This window comes from Polycladomyces subterraneus (assembly GCF_030433435.1).
Classification (GTDB): domain Bacteria; phylum Bacillota; class Bacilli; order Thermoactinomycetales; family JIR-001; genus Polycladomyces; species Polycladomyces subterraneus.
In genome coordinates this window covers 16,853-31,935 of sequence record NZ_JANRHH010000013.1, presented here as the reverse complement: position 1 = coordinate 31,935, position 15,083 = coordinate 16,853, and the positions used below count along the sequence as shown (strand labels likewise).

Below are 15,083 nucleotides of genomic sequence, written 5' to 3'. Positions count from 1 at the left end.
GTGCGGAAAATGATGCCGCTCAGCGGGGTTTCTCTATCATGACGGAACATGATGCAGGAAGGTGATTGGGATGAAACTGTCACGTCAACAACCATTGTTTCGTGAAACGATAACGATCCAACCGGAAAATCAAAGTTCCCCTGTTCGCTGGATCACGGATTGGAAAACACCGGACGATTTATGGTACCGTCGCAATCATTACCCTTATCCTGCCCCGAATTTGGACGGTTTGCAAGTGGTGGGTGTGGTACAGCGTCCCTTGACCTTGAGTTGCGAAGAAATCAGGTCTAGACCAGCCAAGTCAGTGGTGGCAGTGATGGAATGCGCGGGAAACCGCAGGACCTTATTCCGCCCGCGGGTATACGGTGTACCCTGGAACGAAGGGGCCATTAGCCAGGCAGAATGGACGGGCGTACCGCTCCGGGATTTGTTACTGGAGGCCGGTATCTGCTCTACGGCTCGGGAAGTTGTGTTTTGGGGTACGGATGGAGAAGGGGAGGAAAATGGCCCGTTTGCCCGGAGCTTACCGCTCGGCAAATCACTTCACCCGGATACATTGGTGGCCTATGCCCAAAACGGTCAACTGCTGTCACCGGAACACGGTGCTCCTCTACGGCTGATCGTGCCGGGTTGGTATGCGATGGCGTCCGTGAAATGGTTGAGCCGCATCGAAGTGATAACGGAGCCGTTTCAAGGCTACTACCAAAAGGAGGACTACCATTATTATCCCTTTCCTGACAGTGATGAGGGGAAACGACCTGTCACCGTTCTCCGCGTCAATTCCCTCATCCGGCATCCTCATGATTTTTCGGTACTGAAAACGGGACATCACCGTGTGGAAGGGCTTGCGTGGACAGGGAAGGGCGTGATTAGGAGAGTGGAGGTGTCTGTCGATCGTGGGGCTCATTGGTATTCCGCCCAGCTTCAGCAACGCCCCTGGCATCATCCCTACGCATGGGTCCAATGGAGTTGGAATTGGAAGACCCTGCAACCGGGTAAATACGAAATCTGGTCGCGAGCGGTGGATACGGCCGGTCGTATGCAGCCGCTGCGTGCTAAATGGAACCGAAAGGGGTACGGGTATAATGCGGTCGGCCGTTCACGGGTACAGGTGGAGTAAGTTGGATCAATAGGATCGGGAGGAAGTGCACCATTCGACACCGAATTCATTAAGTCAGACATAGTTCCAGAAGACGAACCAGGAGGTGTTGCAGCGTGGAATGGAACAATATTGTGCTGGAACAAGGAAACGGATGGGCACTTTTGACCATTCAGCGCCCAAAGGTGCTCAATGCACTCAACCGTGAAACATTGGAGGAGTTGACAGAGGCGGTCGATTGGGCGGAGCAAAATGAAGACGTACGCTGTCTGATAATTACCGGAGCGGGAGAAAAAGCATTCGTTGCAGGGGCTGATATTAGCGAGCTGAGGCAAATCGAATCGGCTGCCGAAGCACAACGGTTGGCGGCGAAGGGGCAGGCGCTCTTCAGCAAAATCGAAGAGCTGGACAAGCCGGTGATCATGGCTGTCGATGGTTTCGCCCTGGGTGGAGGGTGCGAGTTGGCGATGAGCGGCGACATTTTGATCGCGTCCGAAAATGCCAAGTTTGGTCAACCGGAAGTGAATCTGGGAGTGATTCCGGGATACGGTGGGACCCAGCGATTGGCGCGGTTGGTTGGAAAGACGACCGCGAAATACTTGTGTTTGACCGGGGAAATGATTTCTGCCGCTGAGGCATATCGTTTGGGATTGGTGCAGAAATTGACATCGCCCGACATGTTGTTGGACGAGGCGAAACGGCTGGCGGAAGTGCTTGCCAAAAAGGCGCCCATCGCCATGAAATACATCAAACGGGCAATCAATCAAGGAGCGGAGACGGATTTGCGCTCCGGCTTGCAGTTGGAGGCGGCTTGTTTTGGACTGACTTTCGACACCCAGGATCGTATAGAAGGGATGGAAGCCTTTCTTCAAAAGCGGAAACCAGAATTTCAAGGGAAATAATGTGTCGACTGCCGGTTGGATTCACCGGCAGTTGTCGTTTCCCGGGGAATAATCATCCGTCACGTTGGTTTAAAAACGAGGCGGATTTGACAAAAGGTGCGGGGATTGCTACAACTTTTCTGTATGGGGACGGCGGGAAACGATGGTGTTCACAAAACGGATGACACCAATCGTGAGCAAAGCGCGTTCAATTTCAGGGAGGTGTGACATTGATGGTATGGTTGCATGCCATGCTGTTGGAGGGATTTCTCAGCGTGATCCCCGCTTATGTTTGGATCATTCTCGCTGTGGTGATTATCGGTGCGGTAGTGGGATCAATCTGGTTATCCAGAGTACGTGGCAAGGAAGTGGAAGAGCTGGAGCGCATGTTTCAGCGCGATACGGAGGACATCGATTTCACCGAGTTTTCCATTCTGGAACGTCGGGCCAAGCGTGAAGAGCAAAAACGAAAAGAGTTGAAAGACTTGGAGCCGCGTTACCGTCCCAAATTTGATGAGGAGGAGGAAGAAAAACGCGGCGTATTGGGTTGGTTGAAAAAAGGGAAGAAAGACGACGAGCCGGAAGAAGAGGTCAATTGGGAACCACCGTCCTTTAAAGAAGAAGAAAAGGACAAGTCGGATCATGTGTTGGTTGATCCGGAAATTCAACGGCAAAAAGAACAGGAGACGGAGGAATGGGAGGAAGAGTCGGGAGAGCAGGAAGAAAACGAACAGGAACCGGCCAAAATCCCGTTCAAGCCTTCATGGTTGAAGGAAAAGGATCCTGCTGCCAAATCGGGCAATCCGTATGATTCCGAATCGAAATTGCCGCCGAGAGGCAAGCGGAAGAAAAATCATGGTGAATAAGGGAATCGAATAGAAGGGTGATCTTTTTCCACGAGTACCGTTTTTGCATTTCGAATCAGGTGAAAAAGGAAAAAGACGACCCTTCAACATGGATGTGGAAGGGAAGGAGCCTCAGGACAGGGTGTGTTGGTATTCGTTATGGGCCATGTTGTTTCAGATGAGCGACGACATAAGCTCGACCGTGCATCGATTCGGCGTGCGTAGGCACCCCATCGCGGGAGATATCTCCCCTAAGCGGAGCGTTCTTTGGCAGCGTCCTGCACTCCCGATTCCCACTGCATTGGTTACTTTCTGTGCTGCTGGGCGCAGGTGAAGCGAGTCGGGAACGCGATGCGGTCAATGGATCAGACACGCCCTGTTTGCGAAACTTTAGCCGGCAGTTTCGGGTTATTACGTATAATGACTGTCAATGGGTTGCACCCTGATGATAACGAGGGGGTGAGACCATTGGCCGAACAGCGTGGATCGCGTGTGGCGGAAGAGTCTGAGGATCGAAAAAACTTGATGGAACAACCGCAAGGAAAAACGGACTCCCAAAACACCAACAATGCCAAAGAACCGAATCACTTGCGGGCACAGTGAAATCAATCATATTTGGGAATTTGGTTACGAGTTCCGTTTGTCTTGGAATCGTCCCTCAGAACAGGGGCGATTTTTTTTGTGTCGAAATGAAAAAAGGGGGTTGAATAAATATGAATATGGCCGTATAATAATACAAACTTCGACCGCGCGAGGGGGTAGCTTATCCAGTGAAAGCAGTTGTAATCGGATCGACCGGCTATGGTGGCATCGAATTGATCCGATTGTTGCAAGGGCACCCGAATGCCGAGATCGGCGCGATGGTTTCATCTTCCTCGGCGGGAAAACAACTTGGGGAAGTGTACCCACACGCGGCGCATCTCACGTTCACCCTGAAGGAAATGGACGTAGACGGTATTGCGGAAGCGGGGGACGTGGTCTTTTTTGCCACACCTCCCGGTGTCAGTGGCAAATGGGCGCCTGCCTTTTTGGAGAGAGGGAAGATCGTTATCGATCTTTCCGGGGATTTTCGATTGGGGAACCCTGACATCTATCAACAGTGGTACCAACGGGAACCTGCGCCGGTCGAGTGGATGGAACGGGCGGTGTACGGTTTGAGTGAATGGTACAGTGATAAAATCGCCCAGGCGACGTTAATCGCCAACCCGGGATGTTATCCGACAGCTACGTTGCTGGCGGTTTTGCCCTTATTGAAAGAGGGACTCATTCAAACTTCTCCGCTGGTGGTGGACGCCAAATCGGGCGTATCCGGGGCGGGACGAGGATTAAGCGAATCCAAACTGTACTGCGAAGTGAACGAAAATCTGTACCCATATAAAATCGGAGTACATCAGCATACACCCGAGGTGGAGCTGTTTGCGGAAGCGGAATTGGGAGAGCCGGTGAAAATCCTCTTCACTCCGCACCTGGTTCCAATGAATCGCGGGATCTTGACCAACGTGTACGCTCAGGTGAAGCCGGGCGTGACCGGTCACGATGTGGCTGACTGCTATCGCTCGTACTATGAAAACACCCCATTTGTTCGGCTGAAACAAGAAGGAGAATGGCCGCAGACCAAACACGTGCGTGGCAGCAACTTCTGCGATCTGGGATGGCATGTGGACGAACGGACGGGAACCGTCACCGCCGTCGCCGTGATCGACAATTTGATGAAAGGAGCGGCGGGCCAGGCGGTGCAAAATCTGAATATCCGAATGGGATGGCCGGAAACTGCGGGATTGGAAGGATTACCGTTGTATCCGTGATAGAGACGGAACACGATGAGAAAAAGGGGAGAAACAGAAGATGAGCGGAACGGACGTGGCCCAGCTGCAACAAACGGGGATTGACGCGTTTTCGGTGGTGGAGCATCCACGGATCCATTCGCCCAAAGGGTTTTACGCAGCGGGTTTGCACTGTGGCATCAAACGAAAACGGAAAGATCTCGGGTGGATCGTCTGTGAGGTTCCCGCTTCCGCCGCCGCCGTGTACACGATGAACGCCTTTCAGGCGGCGCCGTTGAAAGTGACTCGCGAGAGCTTGGAAAAAGAGGATCACCTTCAAGTGATGCTGGTCAACAGCGGCAATGCCAATGCCTGCACCGGCCCGCAGGGAGAAGCGGATGCGTACCGAATGCGCCGAGAAACGGCGGAATTGTTCGGGATCTCAGAGCATTTGGTCGGGGTCGCTTCCACAGGGGTGATCGGCGAGTTGCTGCCGATGGACCGGATTTCAGCAGGTCTTCGCGCATTGCGAGAACAAATGGACCATGTGGGCGACAGCGGACACGATGATTTCGCCCAGGCCATCTTGACCACCGACACTTGCACCAAAGCCGTGGAAGTGGTCGTCGCGGTCGAAGGTCAGGAAGTGAGAATCGCCGGTGTGGCCAAAGGATCAGGCATGATTCATCCCAATATGGCCACCATGCTGGCGTTTCTTACAACGGATGCCGTGATCGAACCGGCGGTATTGAGAGGACTGCTGAGAGAAGTGACGGATGAGACATTCAACATGATCACCGTCGATGGCGATTGCAGCACCAATGACATGGTGGTTGCGATGGCAAGCGGATTGGCAGCACACACCACCGCCCTTCACCCGGATCATCCGGATTGGCCAGCATTCCGCTCAGGTTTCGTTTATGTATGTCGCCGTTTGGCACAGATGATTGCACGGGACGGAGAAGGAGCGACTAAGCTTGTCGAGGTGACCGTCAGTGGTGCGCCGACGCAGGAGACGGCACGGCAAGCAGCTAAGTCGGTGGTGGGCTCCAATTTGGTCAAAGCGGCGGTGTTCGGTGCCGACCCCAATTGGGGACGGATTCTCTGTGCGATCGGATATGGTGCGCCGTTGATCGATCCTGCTTCAGTGGATGTGAAGATCGGAGAGATTCACGTGGTGAAAAACGGTTTGCCCGTCCCGTTCGACGAAGAAGCAGCCCAATCGGTCTTGAACCGTGACATGGTGAGATTCTATGTCGATTTGCATCAGGGAGAGTTTAAGGCGACCGCATGGGGATGCGACCTGACTTACGAGTACGTGCGCATCAATGCTTGTTACCGAACATGATGTCTCCTGTTGGCATCCGATGTCCCAGAGCAAAGCTGACAAAAAAGCTCCGGGTCGGGGTGCTGATTTTCTGGTCGATTTGCATATTTATACATTAGGATGTTTTTATATACAGACAGGAGAGGAGAGAGGCGACATGGTTACCCGCAACATCATGGTTATCAAAATTGGCGGCAGTGTGACGGATCGGCTTCATCCATCGTTTTTTTCCACCTGCGTCTCTCTCTTGGAGCGGGGGTGGCAGCCTGTCATCGTACACGGAGGCGGTCCCTGGATCAACCGCTGGCTGGAGAAAGCCGGGATTACGCCTCGTTTTGTTGACGGATTACGCGTCACGGACGCTGACACATTGGAAGTGGTCGAGATGGTATTGGCCGGTGCGATGAACAAACATTTGGTTTCGCAATTCACACAAGCCGGTGCACGTGCGATCGGAGTCAGCGGGGTCGACGGTGAGCTGATTCGGGTGAAGCAACGGGATCCCGCCCTGGGTTATGTGGGGGACGTGACGGAGGTGAATCCGAGCATGTTGCAGGGGCTGCTGGATCAAGGATGGTTGCCCGTTGTGGCATCGCTGGGTGTGGATGCAACCGGTCAACACTACAACGTCAACGCCGATCACGCGGCAGGGGCGATTGCACAGGCGCTGAAGGCGCACACCTTGGCGATGGTGACCGACGTCCCCGGTATCTGGAAAGTGGACAACGGGGAGAAGCGTGTGCTTCGACGCGTCACACCTGAGCAGATCGATGAAATGATCGCCGACGGTACGATCGCTGGCGGCATGATCCCCAAAGTGACAGCCGGGATGCGGTGCTTGAGCGGTGAAGTGGAACGCGTGATGATCGTCGACGGACGCGCCCCGCAGGAGTGGAAAGACGGTACACAAGCGGTGTTTGCGGGCACCAGCATTGTAAGGGAGTGGTGAGAAACCATGGCTCTGTTTCCAACCTACGCGCGGATTCCGGTCCGCGTGGCGAGCGGTAGCGGCAGTATCCTGCTGGATGAAGACGGCAAGCGTTATCTGGATTTCACTTCCGGTTTGGGTGTGTGCAACCTGGGCCATTGCCACCCGGCCGTGGCGACGGCGGTGGAAGCCCAGCTGAAGCAACTGTGGCATGTGTCCAACCTGTTTCACATTCCGTTGCAGGAACAAGTGGCGGATTTGCTGGTGCAAGCCAGCGGCTTGGGGGCGGTATTTTTCTGCAATAGCGGGGCGGAGGCCAACGAAGCGGCCATCAAACTGGCGCGGAAATACGCCAGTGAAAAACGGGGAATCAAATGTCCCGTCATTGTCACGTTCCGAAAATCCTTTCACGGTCGGACACTGGCCACATTGACGGCGACGGGTCAGGACAAGGTGAAAACAGGATTTGACCCTCTGCCGGAAGGCTTCGTCTACGCCACCTATAACGACTTGAGATCGGTTGAAGAAGCACTGACTCCAGATGTGGCCGGGGTGTTCCTGGAACTGGTGCAAGGTGAAGGTGGCGTTCGGCCCGCCGATCAGGCGTTTGTGGAGGGATTGGCCCGGTTGTGCGCCGACAAGGGTGTGCTTCTGATGGTGGATGAAGTGCAGACCGGAATGGGACGGACTGGCAAACTGTTCGCCTGCGAACATTATGGTATCGTGCCGGATATCATGACGTTGGCCAAAGGGTTGGGCAACGGGATGCCGGTCGGGGCGATGCTGGCCAAAGCCGAATACGTGGACGTGTTCGGACCCGGCTCGCACGCCTCCACGTTTGGTGGCAATCCGCTGGCGATGGCGGCTGCAAGGGCGGTACTCACAGAGATGACGGAATCGGATGTGTTATCCCGAGCGGTGGAACACGGCACGTGGCTGATCAACCGTTTGAAGGAAAAATTGGAGGGGCGGCCGGGAGTCGTGGAAGTGCGAGGGTTGGGACTGATGATCGGGATCGAGTTGAACCAACCCGTCGCGCCGGTGATCGAGGCTGCTCGTCGACGCGGTTTGCTGGTGAGCCCTGCGGGCCCCCAGGTGGTTCGTTTGTTGCCGCCGCTGGTCACGGAGCCTGCCCAATTGGAGAAAGCGGTGGAAATCTTGACAGCCGCATGGGAGGAGGTGGAGAAGGGTGAAAGCGTATCTGGTGTTGGACACGGGGGACGTATTTGAAGGCACCTGGATCGGGCGTCCGTCGGAAGTGTTGGGCGAAGTGGTGTTCACCACCGGTATGACCGGATACCAGGAGGTATTGACCGATCCGTCCTATGCGGGTCAGATAGTGACGTTTACTTATCCGCTGTTGGGCAATTACGGTATCGTACCGGGTGAGGAAGAGAGCGTCCGCCCACACTGCGCCGGTGTCATATTGAGTGAAACATACGAGCAGGCGGACACCTCGTTGAGCGAATGGCTGCACCGTCACGGCGTGACCGGCATTGCCGGTGTGGATACGCGCACGGTGGTGAAGATCGTCCGTGAGAAGGAATGCGTGCGCGGGGTGATCTCCTCCGTGCCGAATCCGCAAGTGGAAGAATGGCCCGATCCCTGTTCCCCGCGCTGGGTAAGCCAAGTGTCAGTGACCAAGCCCGTGACATACGCCGGAGATCCCTTCGCTCCCCACATCGTTTTGGTGGACTTCGGTGCGAAAGCCTCCATTTTACGGTCAATGCAGGAGCTGGGGTGCCGGGTGACCGTGGTACCTTTCCATCTACCGCCGTCAGAGGTAGCCAAGCTGGAGCCCGACGGGTTGCTCTTTTCCAACGGACCCGGTGATCCGAAAGCGTTGTTGCCGTATTTGTCCGAGTGGGTGCCGTTCATCCAAGGGATTCCCACGCTGGGCATTTGTCTGGGCCATCAGTTGCTGGCCCTGGCTTTGGGCGGTGACACGGACCGTCTGTCATTCGGCCATCGCGGAAGCAACCATCCCGTCAAGGAGCTGGAAACGGGGCGCGTGTGGATTACGTCGCAAAATCACGGATACGCGGTGCGTGAAGAGTCGTTGGACCCGGCCCAATGGCGGGTGACACATCGACATATCCACGACGGATCAGTGGAGGGAATCGCCCACCGGCAATATCCGATTCAGGGTGTACAATTCCATCCTGAAGCACATCCGGGGCCGTCGGACGCTGCGGAAATCTTCCACCGTTTCATCGAGATGGTACAGCAGAAGAGGAAGGTGACGATCCATGTCGGCTGATGCAATCAATCCAGAACAACCAGTGCCAAATCCACAACCCGTTCGCAGCGTTCTGGTGATCGGCTCCGGTCCAATCGTGATCGGCCAGGCTGCCGAATTTGACTATTCCGGCACGCAGGCATGTCTGGCGCTGAAGGAAGAGGGCATCCGCGTCATCCTGATCAATAACAACCCGGCCACAATGATGACCGATCCGGATGTGGCCGATGTCATCTACATGGAACCGCTCACCGTCGACGTGGTGACGGAGATTATCAAACGGGAGCGGCCCGATGGATTGCTGGCCACGATGGGTGGGCAAACGGGGCTTAACTTGGCGGTGGCTCTGCATGAAAAAGGGGTACTGAAGCAATATGGCGTCCGTCTTCTCGGCACGCCGATCGAGACGATCGTCAAAGGGGAGGACCGGGAAGCATTTAAGCAGATGATGGCGGACATCGGTGAGCCCGTCCCCCGGAGCCAAACCGTTTCGACGGTAGAGGAAGCGGTGGAATTTGCCGGGGAAATCGGCTATCCCGCCATCATCCGCCCGGCCTACACCCTGGGCGGGTTCGGCGGCGGGATCGCCCGAGATGAAGCTGAGCTGCGCGAGATCGCCCGCAAAGGTCTCGCGGCCAGCCCCATCCGTCAGATTCTCGTAGAGCAGAGCATTCTGGGATGGAAAGAGATCGAATATGAAGTAATGCGGGATCATGCTGACACGTGCATCACTGTGTGTAACATGGAAAACATTGACCCCGTCGGCATCCACACAGGGGACAGCATCGTCGTGGCCCCGTCGCAAACGTTGACTGATCGTCAGTATCAACAGTTGCGGTCGGTGGCGTGCAAAGTGATCCGTGCCTTGGGCGTGATCGGCGGTTGCAACATTCAATTCGCCGTTCATCCCGAGACGGGCGAATACGCCATCATCGAAGTGAATCCGCGGGTCAGTCGCTCCAGTGCGCTGGCTTCCAAGGCGACGGGGTATCCGATCGCCCGTATCGCCGCCAAATTGGCGGTGGGATACCGTTTGGACGAATGTATCAACCCGGTGACGGGTCACACGTTTGCCAGCTTTGAGCCGGCGCTGGATTACGTGGTGGTCAAACTGCCCCGTTGGCCGTTCGATAAATTTCCGTACGGGGAACGCAAACTCGGCACACAGATGAAGGCCACCGGGGAAGTCATGGCACTCGGTCGCAACCTGGAATCGGCGATGTACAAAGCGATCCGCTCATTGGACATGGGATTGGACGCCTTGGTATTGCCCCAATTTGCCGATTGGAGCGACGAAGCGTTGGCACAGGGATTGGAGGAAGCCGATGACCGGCGTCTGTTCCTGATCGGGGAAGCCTTCCGTCGCGGCTGGAGCGTGGAACAGGTGCATCAGCTCACCAGCATTACGCCCTTTTTCCTGTACAAACTGCAGCAGATGGTGGAGTTGGAACGGCAACTGGCGGAGCGCACTTGGGAATCGGTTCCTGACGATCTGTTAAAAAAAGCCAAAGAATGGGGTGTGGCCGACTCCTGGTTGGCACGGACGTGGGGCGTTTCGGAAGATGAGTTGCGCGCAGACTTGCAACAGAAAGGATGGTCTCCGTCATACAAATGGGTGGATACCTGTGCCGCTGAGTTTGTCGCGGAAACCCCGTACTTTTACTCCACCTGGAAAGGCAACGATGAAGTGGAGACCGCATCCGCCGAGCGTCGCGTCTTGGTGGTCGGTTCGGGGCCGATCCGCATCGGACAGGGCATCGAATTCGACTACTGCTCGGTACACACGGTAAAAGCCCTCAAAAAATGGGGAATCTGCGCCGTGGTCGTGAACAATAACCCTGAGACGGTCAGCACCGACTATGCCACAGCCGACCGATTGTATTTCGAACCGCTTACCGTCGAAGACGTCTGGCATGTTGCTGAAAAAGAGCTGGTGGACGGCGTGATGGTGCAAACCGGCGGGCAGACGGCGGTCAAATTGACCCGGGGATTGGAGAAAGCGGGTTTGCGTTTGTACGGCACCTCATCCGCTGCGATCGATCGGGTGGAGGATCGGGAGCTGTTTTACCGCTGGTTGAATGAACTGGAGATTCCGCATATTCCTGGAGCAACAGCCGCCTCTCCCGAGGAGGTTTTCGCACTGGCGGAGAAGCTGGGTTATCCCCTGTTGTTGCGTCCTTCCTATGTGATTGGTGGACAGGGGATGATGGTGGTACACAGCCCCGACCAACTGGCTACAGTAATGGTGACGTACGATCAGTACGGGGTGACGGAAGCCGCTTATCCACTCCTGCTGGACCGGTTCATGGAAGGGGTCGAAGTGGAGGTGGATGCGGTCACTGATGGTCGGGACGTGGTCATCCCCGTGTTGGTCCAGCATGTGGAACGGGCCGGTGTTCATTCCGGAGACAGCATCTCGTTCCTGCCGGCGATCGACCTGCCCGACGCGGTGCGCGACCGGCTGGTTGATTACACGGAGCGGATGGCTCGTTCCCTGTCACACAAAGGATTGCTCAACATCCAGTTCGTCATCCACGACGGAGAGGTGCGAGTGTTGGAAGTCAACCCGCGTGCGTCTCGGACAGTGCCCATCGTCAGCAAGGTGACGGGGGTACCGATGATCGAGTGGGCCACCCGGGTGCAGATGGGCGAACCCCTGGCCAATTTCGCCCCGACGGGTCTGCTCCCCCCACCTCCGATTGTGGCAGTGAAAGCACCAGTGTTTTCCGCTGCCAAATTGCCCGGCGTCGATCCCGTCCTCGGACCCAACATGAAATCGACCGGTGAAGTGTTGGGGATGGGCCTCACACCGGAGATCGCCATGAAAAAAGTGTTGCCGTCGGCTGTCGGTGCACCGTTGCCCGAATTGAATTCCCGCACCCAGGTGTTTCTGTCGGTATCCGACGTGAAAAAGCATGCGCTGGGCTCCCTGGTCCGCGAATTGTCCGCCAAAGGGGTCTCTATTTACGGAACACCGGGAACAGCCCGTTACATCCTGCAACAATGGGGCGTTGAAGTGAAGAGCCTGATAGAAGAAGAGTGGATGGAATGGTTGAAGGCTGATGGCGACAAAAAAGTCGTCGTCAATGTGGCCACCCGTGGCAATGATCCCAAGCGCGCGGGGTATCGTCTGCGTCGGGCGTGCCTGGGATGGCAGGTGCCTTGCTTCACCTCGCTGGAGACGTTTCGCTGGTATGTCCGTATCGCCGGAGAGGCCACTCCGGTGGAGCAGGCGTTGGTTCCCATTACCGCAACCGAATGGAAGGAGGTCGTCCAACCATGAGTGTCGCATTGGTTCCCATACAAGCAGAACCGTTGAAAGGACGGGACTGTCTGTCGCTGGCAGATTGGAAACCGGAGGAAATCGCACTGATTTTGGATGTGGCTCAAAGATTGAAGGAGAAACAGCGTCGCGGAGAGCGCTACACCCCGTTGGCAGGCAAAACGCTGGCCATGATTTTCGACAAACCATCCACCCGGACGCGGGTGTCGTTTGAGACAGGGATCGCCCAACTGGGAGGATATGCGCTCTCATTGAACCGAAATGAACTGCAGTTGGGGCGGGGTGAGACCATCGCGGATACCGCCCGTGTGCTGTCCCGCTATGTGGACGGGATCCTGATTCGCACCTTTGCGCACCGTACCGTGGTCGAATTGGCCCGGTATGCCGAGGTGCCTGTCATCAACGGACTGACCGACCTGCACCATCCGTGTCAGGTGTTGGCCGACCTCCTCACCCTTCAGGAGAAAAAAGGAACGTTGGATGGTTTGAAGCTGGCTTTTGTAGGCGACGGGAACAATGTGGCCCATTCCCTCCTTCACGGTTGCGCCGCGATGGGTGTTCACATCTCCGTCGCCGCTCCGGAAGGTTATCAGCCATTGTCGGAAGTGGTGGAGGAAGCATGGCAGATCGCCAAGGATACGGGGGCTGAGATCACGATTACGACCGACCCCGCCGAAGCGGTCCATCAGGCCGATGCCGTCTATACCGACGTGTGGGCAAGCATGGGGCAGGAGGAGGAAAAGGAGCTCCGCAAACAAATCTTTGGCGGTTATCAGGTGGATGCGGAATTGATGAGCAAGGCGAAGCCAGATGCCGTTTTCCTCCACTGCCTGCCCGCCTATCGCGGATGGGAAGTGACTGCCGACGTATTGGATGGACCACAATCCGTCGTGTGGGATCAGGCGGAAAACCGCCTGCACGCCCAAAAAGCGTTGATGTTGCTATTGATGGGCTGAGTGGATATTAGCGATATTTGGATATGCGTTCACCATGCGCCCGATCGAAAACAGATGGCTTTCGGTCGGGTGTTTTTATATTTTTCATTGATACATAATCATTTTCATAGTACGATGAAGGGAGTAACCGTCATTTTGAAAAATGGGAATATGATATACGAATCAGTCCGGGTAGTTCTTTCCCCAGCGTTTACGAGAAACTCAGTGGTACTTACGGTTGTGGCCGGAGATGATCAACATGACATTGGCACAACAGCGATTGTTGATCTTTTGTATTGCTTCGGGTGTTTTGGCCAGCGTGATGAGCACCTCCATGCTCTCCATCGCATTTCCCGATCTCGTCCAATTCTTTTCGATCAGTTATGAGACACTTCAGTATAGAAACATCCTGTTCTTTACTTTTTTTGCAGTTGGGCTTCCGTTTTTCGGGAAAATCACGGATCGCTTGGGTGCTCGATCGAGTATCTGAGGGGGTTGTCCCTTTTTGTTTTGTCCTGTTTGATCAACAGTGTGATGACCTATTGGTACGGCTTTTTGTTTTTCCAATCGATACAGGCGGTTGCCGATGCGATGATTGTCCCGGCAATTGTGACACTGATTCGGCACCATTTTCCCGACGAGCGGGTGGGGTGGGCGTTCGGCTGGTTTTCCGCCACCTTGTCATTGGCAACCATCGTAGGCCCCGCTTTGGGGGGATTGATTCTCAAAGCCTACGAGTGGCACGCGCTCTTTCTCGTTCTGGCCATTCTCGCCCTGATCAGCCTGATGCTCGGTTGGATTCGCATCCCCGTACAAACGACGTGTGAAAAACCGTCCGGAGGTGCGTCCATCCCCTGGATCAGCAGTTTGTCAGTGTTGTCAGGGATCATCTTCCTGCAAATGTTTTTGTTGGAACCGACCAACATCGTGCTGCTGGTCACAGCATTTTTAGCCCTTGGAGTATTCTGCTACGGGGAGGCATGCCGCACGCCTCTGTTGCCCAAAGGGTTTTATCGGAATGCCCGTTTTCTGAACGCCTGCGTACGTGTCTTTCTGATTTTTATGGTGATCAACACCATCTCCCTTTACGGCCCCAGTTATCTGCGGGATGTTCACCATTGGCCGACGGATCGAATCGGATGGGTGATCCTGGTCGAGTCATTGATCGGCATGATCTTGGCCAATCTGGCTGGAAGGGCGGCGGACCGGTATCCGTTGTCAGCGATGGGAAGCGGTATGGGATTGAGCCTTCTCGGGATCGTCCTGTTATTGTTGACGGCTTTCGGTATCGGTTCCATATGGATGTTTCTCTTCATTTACTTGCTGATCGGAGTCGGACATACCTTCACCATGCCCGCGCAGAACAAAATCGCGTTGCTGAGTGTCCCGAGGCAACAAACGGGCAACTATATGGGACTCTTTCAAATGATTCAGTTTATTACGGGTTCTTTCGCAGCTGGTGCGTTCGGTTCATGGGTGGAGACAGGCGGGACGGGCCGGATCAATACCCTCGGCTTCCGGTTGATGATGTGGATCTGTATGGGTTTATTGGCCGGAGCGTTCGTTACGGTGTTGGTTGATCGGTACCTGTCCAAATGGCGGACAGATCAGCTGGACGCATTCAGAGTTGGCCGTTGAGGGTAGGGAATGATGTTATGAAGGAGAAAGTCGGTATTTCAAGAGGATTAGGGCGTGTCTGGTTACTCATTGGAATGTCCTTATCCAGCGACGCAACCATCAAGCTAGCAAAACAGGAGTGAGAGGAAAAAGGCGCATCTGGATC

13 protein-coding genes are annotated in these 15,083 nt (G+C 55.3%); all 13 read left to right on the top strand.

Translation table 11 applies throughout. The features are described from left to right. Positions 1 to 70: 70 nt before the first annotated feature. The 13 genes from NWF35_RS02055 (at position 71) to NWF35_RS01995 (ending at position 14,938) form a co-directional block, all read left to right on the top strand. Entirely contained in the window at positions 71 to 1,120 is a 1,050-nt protein-coding gene (locus NWF35_RS02055) for a sulfite oxidase (protein WP_301237434.1), read from the top strand. 95 nt (positions 1,121 to 1,215) lie between these two features. Next, the gene (locus NWF35_RS02050) at positions 1,216 to 2,001 is read left to right on the top strand and encodes an enoyl-CoA hydratase-related protein (RefSeq protein ID WP_301237433.1); all 786 of its coding nucleotides are present in this window, start codon (positions 1,216 to 1,218) and stop codon (positions 1,999 to 2,001) included. Positions 2,002 to 2,210: 209 nt separating this feature from the next. Beyond that, positions 2,211 to 2,846, top strand: a complete 636-nt coding sequence (locus NWF35_RS02045) for a hypothetical protein (RefSeq protein WP_301237432.1) — start codon at positions 2,211 to 2,213, stop codon at positions 2,844 to 2,846. Between the two features lie 447 nt (positions 2,847 to 3,293). Then, complete coding sequence (locus NWF35_RS02040) at positions 3,294 to 3,428, top strand: hypothetical protein (protein ID WP_301237431.1); 135 nt, start codon at positions 3,294 to 3,296, stop codon at positions 3,426 to 3,428. Positions 3,429 to 3,595: 167 nt separating this feature from the next. Then, entirely contained in the window at positions 3,596 to 4,630 is a 1,035-nt protein-coding gene (gene argC / locus NWF35_RS02035) for an N-acetyl-gamma-glutamyl-phosphate reductase (RefSeq protein WP_301237430.1), read from the top strand. Between the two features lie 40 nt (positions 4,631 to 4,670). Further along, positions 4,671 to 5,936, top strand: coding sequence for a bifunctional glutamate N-acetyltransferase/amino-acid acetyltransferase ArgJ (argJ, locus tag NWF35_RS02030; protein WP_301237429.1), 1,266 nt, complete (start codon positions 4,671 to 4,673; stop codon positions 5,934 to 5,936). 136 nt (positions 5,937 to 6,072) lie between these two features. Continuing rightward, the gene (argB, locus tag NWF35_RS02025; protein ID WP_301237428.1) at positions 6,073 to 6,864 is read left to right on the top strand and encodes an acetylglutamate kinase; all 792 of its coding nucleotides are present in this window, start codon (positions 6,073 to 6,075) and stop codon (positions 6,862 to 6,864) included. A gap of 6 nt (positions 6,865 to 6,870) precedes the next feature. Then, on the top strand, positions 6,871 to 8,073 hold the full coding sequence (gene argD, locus NWF35_RS02020) for an acetylornithine transaminase (RefSeq protein ID WP_301237427.1): 1,203 nt from the start codon (positions 6,871 to 6,873) through the stop codon (positions 8,071 to 8,073). Then, a complete protein-coding gene (locus NWF35_RS02015) occupies positions 8,033 to 9,103 on the top strand; it encodes a carbamoyl phosphate synthase small subunit (protein ID WP_301237426.1) in 1,071 nt (356 codons plus the stop codon). The genes argD and NWF35_RS02015 overlap by 41 nt, the downstream gene beginning before the upstream one ends. Before the next feature lie 22 nt (positions 9,104 to 9,125). Continuing rightward, a complete protein-coding gene (carB, locus tag NWF35_RS02010) occupies positions 9,126 to 12,365 on the top strand; it encodes a carbamoyl-phosphate synthase (glutamine-hydrolyzing) large subunit (protein ID WP_435873820.1) in 3,240 nt (1,079 codons plus the stop codon). After that, positions 12,362 to 13,321 carry an ornithine carbamoyltransferase gene (gene argF, locus NWF35_RS02005; RefSeq protein WP_301237424.1) on the top strand — a complete coding sequence of 320 codons (960 nt, stop codon included), beginning with the start codon at positions 12,362 to 12,364 and terminating at the stop codon, positions 13,319 to 13,321. Before carB ends, argF begins: the two co-directional genes overlap by 4 nt. A 238-nt stretch (positions 13,322 to 13,559) precedes the next feature. Continuing rightward, positions 13,560 to 13,790, top strand: coding sequence for a hypothetical protein (locus NWF35_RS02000; protein ID WP_301237423.1), 231 nt, complete (start codon positions 13,560 to 13,562; stop codon positions 13,788 to 13,790). Positions 13,791 to 13,810: 20 nt separating this feature from the next. Further along, entirely contained in the window at positions 13,811 to 14,938 is a 1,128-nt protein-coding gene (locus tag NWF35_RS01995) for an MFS transporter (protein ID WP_435873813.1), read from the top strand. The last annotated feature ends 145 nt before the right edge of the window (positions 14,939 to 15,083 follow it).

What these genes read in the sequence shown, in the direction of transcription:
- argB (WP_301237428.1), top strand. Translation starts at nt 6,073, where the DNA reads ATGGTTACCCGCAACATCATGGTTATCAAAATTGGCGGCAGTGTGACG.
- argD (WP_301237427.1), top strand. Translation starts at nt 6,871, where the DNA reads ATGGCTCTGTTTCCAACCTACGCGCGGATTCCGGTCCGCGTGGCGAGC.
- argF (WP_301237424.1), top strand. Translation starts at nt 12,362, where the DNA reads ATGAGTGTCGCATTGGTTCCCATACAAGCAGAACCGTTGAAAGGACGG.
- NWF35_RS02055 (WP_301237434.1), top strand. Translation starts at nt 71, where the DNA reads ATGAAACTGTCACGTCAACAACCATTGTTTCGTGAAACGATAACGATC.
- argJ (WP_301237429.1), top strand. Translation starts at nt 4,671, where the DNA reads ATGAGCGGAACGGACGTGGCCCAGCTGCAACAAACGGGGATTGACGCG.
- NWF35_RS02000 (WP_301237423.1), top strand. Translation starts at nt 13,560, where the DNA reads ATGACATTGGCACAACAGCGATTGTTGATCTTTTGTATTGCTTCGGGT.